The organism is Dyadobacter sp. HNCC25DJ186 (assembly GCF_056895235.1).
In genome coordinates, this window is the sequence record NZ_JBXHAS010000030.1 from 1 (window position 1) to 7,374 (window position 7,374).

Annotated in this window: 8 protein-coding genes; 5 read left to right on the top strand and 3 right to left on the bottom strand. The window is 40.4% G+C overall.

Annotated features, from left to right (window positions below; translation table 11 throughout):
- Positions 1-642: tetratricopeptide repeat protein (locus tag AC1XUO_RS29435; RefSeq protein ID WP_483333484.1), on the bottom strand; the 642-nt coding region annotated here is incomplete at its 3' end.
- 1,020 nt (positions 643-1,662) lie between these two features.
- Here AC1XUO_RS29435 and AC1XUO_RS29440 point away from each other — a divergent pair.
- Complete coding sequence (locus tag AC1XUO_RS29440) at positions 1,663-2,001, top strand: hypothetical protein (RefSeq protein ID WP_483333485.1); 339 nt, start codon at positions 1,663-1,665, stop codon at positions 1,999-2,001.
- A gap of 929 nt (positions 2,002-2,930) precedes the next feature.
- Here AC1XUO_RS29440 and AC1XUO_RS29445 read toward each other — a convergent pair.
- Positions 2,931-3,323 (bottom strand): response regulator, encoded by a 393-nt coding sequence (locus AC1XUO_RS29445; RefSeq protein WP_483333486.1) that lies wholly within the window; start codon positions 3,321-3,323, stop codon positions 2,931-2,933.
- A 251-nt stretch (positions 3,324-3,574) separates the two neighbouring features.
- Here AC1XUO_RS29445 and AC1XUO_RS29450 point away from each other — a divergent pair, with 251 nt between their 5' ends.
- On the top strand, positions 3,575-4,657 hold the full coding sequence (locus AC1XUO_RS29450) for a PAS domain S-box protein (protein ID WP_483333487.1): 1,083 nt from the start codon (positions 3,575-3,577) through the stop codon (positions 4,655-4,657).
- 375 nt (positions 4,658-5,032) lie between these two features.
- Here the strand turns inward: AC1XUO_RS29450 and AC1XUO_RS29455 are convergent, their stop codons facing one another.
- Complete coding sequence (locus tag AC1XUO_RS29455) at positions 5,033-5,287, bottom strand: YWFCY domain-containing protein (protein WP_483333492.1); 255 nt, start codon at positions 5,285-5,287, stop codon at positions 5,033-5,035.
- Positions 5,288-5,867: 580 nt separating this feature from the next.
- On the opposite strand from AC1XUO_RS29455, the gene AC1XUO_RS29460 reads away from it, so the two are divergent.
- From AC1XUO_RS29460 to AC1XUO_RS29470, 3 genes are all read left to right on the top strand, one after another.
- Positions 5,868-6,008: a hypothetical protein gene (locus tag AC1XUO_RS29460; RefSeq protein ID WP_483333488.1), complete on the top strand. Its 141-nt coding sequence runs from the start codon at positions 5,868-5,870 to the stop codon at positions 6,006-6,008.
- A gap of 2 nt (positions 6,009-6,010) precedes the next feature.
- Positions 6,011-6,436: a hypothetical protein gene (locus tag AC1XUO_RS29465; RefSeq protein WP_483333490.1), complete on the top strand. Its 426-nt coding sequence runs from the start codon at positions 6,011-6,013 to the stop codon at positions 6,434-6,436.
- A partial coding sequence (locus AC1XUO_RS29470) for a choice-of-anchor Q domain-containing protein (protein ID WP_483333491.1) occupies positions 6,337-7,374 on the top strand: 1,038 nt, incomplete at its 3' end. The genes AC1XUO_RS29465 and AC1XUO_RS29470, both read left to right, overlap by 100 nt.

The window sequence follows — 7,374 nt, forward strand, 5'->3', positions numbered from 1 at the left end:
CGTCCGGTTCAGCGACATTTGATGCAGGTGTCCGTCCCGGCATTGTTTTGCAACAAGCAGTGCTTTATTGAGATTCAAAAACGCACTATCCAACTGGCGAAGTTCATCATAAGCTAACCCAATGTTGAAATAATTAGCTGCGATTTTTGCACTGTCTTTCAATTGCTGATTGAGTACAAGGGCTTTTCTGAATTCCGGGATTGATTCATCCAGCCTGTCCTGGCCAAGATAGATCAATCCTATGGTATTGATTGCAACGGCGAGTTCGGGCTTAAATTCATATTTCCTGCTGATCGTCTGTGCGGAGTCTGCGTAGGATAGGGATTCGAAATAGGACCCGCTGATGTAGTTTATTTTAGCGATATAGTTATAAGCAATTGCACTTTCCTTGTTGAGATGTAGTCTTTTTGCAGCCTGCAAAGCGATTTTGCCGAAAAAAATAGAGCTGTCAGGATTCTTATATAAATATTTCCCGGCCAGCCGGTTGCAGACGAAAACCTTAAGGGAGTCGTTTGGCAAACCCTGGAAGCTACTGAAACTACTACGCAGTTCAGATAAGGTCTGGCTGCAAGCCGGAATTGAAAAAAACGGAAAGGGGAAAATCAGGATAATCAATAGAAACAGGTGTTTCGTTCTTTTCAATTTAATCTGCATCTTTAATCTATAGGAAGGTTTTCTATTTATCAGCTGCATAATTGACTTAGACCTTGTATATTATTCTCTAAATATTGCACTATACCGACAAATAACCATCAATAAAGCAGATTCTTTGTTCAAACTCACAAGTAAAAAAGACCCGTACTGTGAAATGACAACAGCGCTTTGATCAAAACAAAACCGGCAGAATTTATGCTCTGAACTCTTCCAATTTCATTGGAACAGCCAGCTCGTTTGGTACAAGATCACAGAGGATACCCCGTGTATCTGCTTGAACTTATTTTCATCAGGCCTGGGATCGCCGGAGTCGCACGCACTGGACATATGTTCCAGCAATAGATTTATAGGCCGGCAATCAGTGTTCACCGGTTGCTTTATTACCACGTTGCTTGCAGAATTGAAAATAATGATCGATACAAGTTTGGGCTGTCGGTATGTAAATTATCGGCCTTGAATAGAATGACCTTTACGCTGGTGATAAAATGCTATCCCCATACATACATAGATTATCATGTGAACAACTGCGAACCCTCTTTGTTTGCCTCAAAACCACAAATTCTCCCCATAATAGTTTATCACATTCCCTTGGTAATTTTGGAATTGATTTTGGGCCATTTTTATTCAACGCGATTATTAATCTCTTTTTTTAGTTGGTTTGCCTCACACAAAAAATTACGCAGCTTCCTAACGCAGAGGCAAGTCAAATATTTGCCTTTCGTTAGAAGAAATTTTGAAGCTCTAATAATTAACTGTGCGCCATTATTAGCAAACCTCATTTCACTGGAAATATTTCAATGTTTCTAAGCTGTTGATTAGCCCTTTCCTTGCGATGCTTCGAAGAGACAATTCGGTATTTTCCAACATAAATACGCACAACAAAATTGCTTGTGAGCCGAAGTGCGGAGAATTGATACAAGCAATAGCTTTATATAGTTGGTAATTGGTTACATAAATAGGAGAACTTATTGTAAATTTGATGGCAGAAACCCTCAACGATAAATTTCAGTGAAAAAGTCTAATATTTTCGTCTATATCGAGTTATCCAAACTCGTCTCAAATCTCACTGCCAACGTTCTGCTATCAAAAGAAATCTTAAAATCACAGGCAGCATATTTTAATGTAATTACAGGAAAATATTTTTCGGATGCTTTGTGTCCCGAATGGGAAAGCATTGCCTCTGAATTGAAACACAAAGGCCCAGAGAAGGATCAGGAAGGGAATTTCAAAACCAATGCTTTTATCAATACCATTAATCAGATGTCTCAGCAAGACTGTATTAATATGGTATTCCGCATAAACGCTCTTTATGAAAAGTTAAAGTTGGAACTGGAGTTTCCTGATTGAGCTGAAATAATTACCAATTGAATTTGTGGAAGTAGTTTCAAATATTCCTGACAAAGCTCAGGAATATTTTGTGTCTATATAGCGCCATGGAACAGATATTTTAGATAGGAGCTAGTCCCATAAACCACCTTGTTAAGGTTTTAGACGATGGCAGTCTGGTTTTTACTTTGTACTGTCAATAGATCACCATGACATAGTTGATACTCGCTAATATCCGGCTGATACTTAGATTTTATTTGGTAGTGTAGAATCAGTAAGGAACGAAGAAAATTAAGCGCGAGCTTCAATCGGATCACCGGCAGAGCCAGGGGTAGCCATTGAAGCTAATAATGAAATAAGTACTTCTCATGAACCTGCCGGTTAGGACAAAATTTATCCAACACAAATCTGTGTCTGGAAAGGAGAATTTTTAGGAGAATGTGCAGAATACCGAACCGCTAACCAGTATAATTCGCAAATTAAGTGTACTTTGTGACGATTGAATTTGAAGATGCTAAATAATTGGTTTTTATTCTTCAAATATTCTAATGGACAATAGTCAATGGGAGTCCATTAGCGACGAAATCAAGTGGTCCGGCCATCTGTAGTCTACACGTAACCTTTTTATCCCTTTCCGATCATGTAGCGAACCTCTGAATCATATAAAAATAAATTGAATCGACTTCTTTCAATTAAAGTCAGCATCTACAATGTGGCGAATTCCAATTCAATCATAACCCATTGCTAAAAGAGGCAAAAGGTTATTAAGATCCTTTCTGATGCTGAATCATCCCTGCATTAGATTCTGTGCTGATCATCGATGGGAATAATCGGCCATTCAAAGGCATGTTGATCCAGTTTTAAATATAAATTAGTAACCTTAGATCAACTGTTGTCAATTGAAAAAATATTACCTAAGGTTTAGTTTATAAAAATTCTCTGAATAAGTTTTAAGTTGCTTCGATAATTGTTGAGAGCATCAGCCGTGTTATCGGTTTTGACAGATAACTCTCAATGAGCATGTTGTTCTCAGCCCTATCTCGGTCAACGGGATCGTCGGATGAGCTGATCATGTGAATAACAGGGCTATAATCAATGGGTCCAGTCTTTGCGAGCTCATCCAGAAAAAGCCAGCCATTTATCACAGGCATATTGATGTCAAGAAGTATGAGATTCGGTAAAACAACTCCGTTCGTCTGAGAATCCCTTATAAATTTTAAAGCATCCTCTCCATCTGGGAACTGTAGGATATTGCTTTCAGGTAAAACGCCATGAATCATTCTTTTTGCAATAAACTGGAACATCTTATCATCATCGATGATCATAAGTGAAGAAACGCCCATTGGATTTGAAAATCAAAATTATTAAAATAGGAAACGAGTGAAAGCGTTAAAATTACAATAATTTTAACTTAAATGTCGAATAAGCTACATGTTAATGAATCATTTCTACAAATTAAATAGATTTTTTTTGGGTTAGTTTTTGTCATACCAGACCCGCCGATGGTTCGGAGTATTTTGCAAAAAAAGATTAGTTTTAATGAAATATTAAAGTGTTTCAAAGTTAAAAGCATCCTAACAAGTGAAATAACAATATGGTTACCCCAGAAGAACTCCGCCTAGAATCTGTAAAATCCTTTTTGGAAATCGATTTCGTAAAAAAAGAATTTCAGGATATAGTTGACCTCGCCTCAAAGCTTTGCGATAAACCTGTTGCCCTGATTACACTTCTTGACAAAAATCAAAACTGGATTAAAGTCAGATCCGGCGTAGATGTTGAAGTAATGCCACGTAAAACGTCGTTTTGCCAATATGCGATCCCGCATAATGAGTTAATGATAGTTCAAGACGCAAGTAGAGATGAGCGCTTTAAAAATAACGACTTGGTTCAGCAGGATCCAAATTTACGCTTCTACGCGGGTGCGCCACTAACAATAGGAAACGGACAAAATATTGGAACGCTCTGTTTATTCGATTTAAAGCCGGGTAATCTGGATTTCATACAGAAAGAAACATTATTGACATTGGCTCGGCAGGTAGTGTATTTAATGGAATTGGAGCTGACTCAAAAGATGCTTAAAAAACAATTGGAGCAAATCCAGGCAAAAAACGAATCGCTCCGGAAAATCGCATATATACAATCCCATAGCATCCGCCAACCCTTATCTTCCATCATGGGACTTGTAGAACTCATACGAGGGGGATTTCAGCTTGTGGATAGAGATTGGATTGAAATGATGTGCGAAGCAGCTGATACACTTGATGGCCGAATTCGCGACATTGTTCATGAATCGCTGGGTCAAAAAGATATCAAAGCGCTTCGTTTTAGCAGAATGGTTGAGGAAATTGAAGATTATGCAATCTTGTTGTTAGACTGCGATGGAAATATAGAAAACTGGAACAAAGGTGCTGAGATTTTGAAAGGGTATAAAGCACAAGAAATAATCGGAAAGAATTTCAGCATTTTTTATACCATCGAAGATCGAGCAGATAATCTGCCTGCGAGGCTTATTTCAACTGCAATAAAGAAAGGCTTTTCAAAAAGTGAAGGTGTGCGGGTTCGCAAAGATGGATCCCGTTTCTGGGGAAGTATCGTGATAACAGCTATCCACAATGAGGCCTCGGAAGTTATTGGTTTTACAAAAGTTACAAGACTGTTAACGAAACAGAAAATTTAAACTTTGATGAGTACATCAGAGAGGTATGTCCGGATAAATTTTTCTGTTCTTTCCCAGTAAACCTGAAATGGCGATTTTTCCAAATTGAAATGTTTTGCTATCAGTGGAATCGCTCAAATAATATCTGAAGAGATAAGTTGCTTCAAAGCAGATAATTGTGAGAAATTTTAATGGAACAATAAAAGTTATGAAGACAAATTCTGTAAATTGGTCTTGTTCAGCAGGCCTTCTTTCGTTGGACGAAGTGTTGGTCCATGGTCGAAACAGAGCGTTAATGTGATGGTAGCAAGAAGATCCATCTGTTAAAAAAAATAGTGCGTTACACCCATGTGCAAGTAAATCAATGATGCCTGGAAACAAAGCTATTCTTCCTTTTTACTTTCGCGCCAAGCAGTGAAATAGCGGGAAAGGTAAGTGCGGCCAGTTTGGTTCCGCTAAACGTCGAGAATAAACCAGTCTGAAAATGTTTTTCAGAATACGGTCACTGAATGAGGATACAAGCTTCCACTGTTCAAAGGCAGTGTAGCAAATATAATAGAAGTCCAGACCTAAAAGTGCCAGGCTAATCAGTCTTGTCATGTCCTGAATCCGGCGTAAAGCCGGATCAATTTCTCCTGTATTTGATGCTATACCCGTAGCGGATTAGAGTGAATGAGCTTGTCGTTGCTGTTTTCCTCTGCGGTTTTTTCGTAGTTGACAAGGCTTTGAATCGGGTAAGAAGGTTGTCTGAAAAACTATATCAATCGAACCATCGGAGCCGGAATTCTGGGTAGACGACTCGATGACTATCCTTGTTAGAGGATATTTTGTTAAGCAAGTTATTGAACCTGCAACGCTGTTTTCCGCAGGAAGATAAATTACAAAGACCAACCGGAGTCGCTCGATATTTATACAATTTATTCAAAGGAGCCTGACGCTATGGATATTTTTGTATCTTTCGGTTAGCTACCCTCTATCCTCAACGATTCATGATCAGTTTTAACGGGACTTTCCCATTCCGTGTATACACGGACACGCCGCGCCGCTTCAGGCGTTTTCTTTCGTTAATTTCTTCTTTCTGACGCGCAAAGTGTAAACTAGCTAAGGCTTTTTTTATGCTTAAAAATTGGCCCCAGCTCAGCTACCGCAACCCATATTATATGTTCGCGATCCGGAGAAATTCTTTTTTTTAACTTAGATATTACGCTAACAATTTCAACTCAACGTTCCCATGAAAAAATTTCTTGTTATCGGAATGCTATTTGCAATAGCTTTTTCGCATCAGATCGTCGCACAAATTACGCCTGCCAATGGCATCGTGTATGTAAAAAAAGGTCAACAGGCAGTCGCAGCAGCTGGGCAAATGCCGTAGGCGTGCTGGCCGATGCGCTGGTTGAGGCCAAGCGGAATTCTGAAATTGGGCAGATTTGGGTGGCAGGCGGTGTTAATAAACCTCTTTACAGCGCACTAGATGATAATTTTGGTAACAACAGCCCCTATGTAAGCTACCGCAAAAGCAATGCGTTTCTGATGGTAAATAATCTGAAAATCTACGGTGGGTTCGCGGGCAATGAAAATACCCTGGTAGAACGCAACTTAAGCCTGGCGGCCAACAACTGCACTTTAAGCGGTGATCCGGATAATAACAATTCCGCATCTGACGGCGACGTTTACCACGTTGTCGTCGCTGCCGGGAATGTATGGACGGCAGAGTTGAACGGTTTTACGATCAGTGGGGGGAGGCCTTCGATTATTATTACAACCAGGGTCAGTTTAGCTACGGTGCATATAGAACCATAAACGGAAGGACCGTAAAAGTTGACTTTGGCGGTGGCGTGTTTTTGACCGCTTCTTCACCGATACTGACCAATTTGATAATCAGTGGAAATATTGCTAATTACGCCGGTGGTATGTCTAATAATGATCCCTCTTCTCCGGTGCTTACCAATGTGATCATTAGCAATAACGCCGGATTTTATGGTGGCGGGATGTTTAACACGAACTCTTCACCTGTGCTGACCAATGTCACCGTCGTCGATAACGTTTCGGACTGGTCAGGCGGTGGGATGTTTAACAGTGACTCCTCGCCAAAAATCAATAATAGCATCATCTATCGCAACATCTCAGGTATTAACACCGACAACGGGGTCAGAAATCTTGGTTCCAAACCTGTTTACAGGAATAGTTTGGTCCAGGATAACCCTGCGGGCGCCAACATGTTGGTTTACGGCGGAGATGCTAACAATATTTTTGATCAATCCCTTGGCGATTATGCGCCTAGAGCCGGCAGCCCTGCCATCCATGCGGGCAGCAATGCTTTTTTTGCCGCCGGACAATCGCCCGACCTTTTAGCCGTAAAAACCGATCTGGCCGGAAACCAACGTATTAAAGGCTCGGTGGATCTGGGCGCTAAGGAAAGCCCCTATGTGACGGTTTTGCCTGATGTCAATGGGATTGTTTATGTAAAACAGTATGGCGCAGGTAATGTTAACGGCAGCAGCTGTGCAAATGCGTATGCCGAACTCGCGGATGTGCTGGTTGCCGCAAAAACTAATAGCGCCATCACACAAATTTGGGTGGCAGGCGGTGTTTTTAAACCTTCGTACAGCCCGGCAGACAATAATTTTGGTATTGCTGACGGAAGAAACAATACCTTCTCATTGGTTGGCTATATACCAGTCTATGGTGGCTTTGCAGGTACAGAAAGTTCGCTGGGCCAAAGAGACTTAACCTTAACG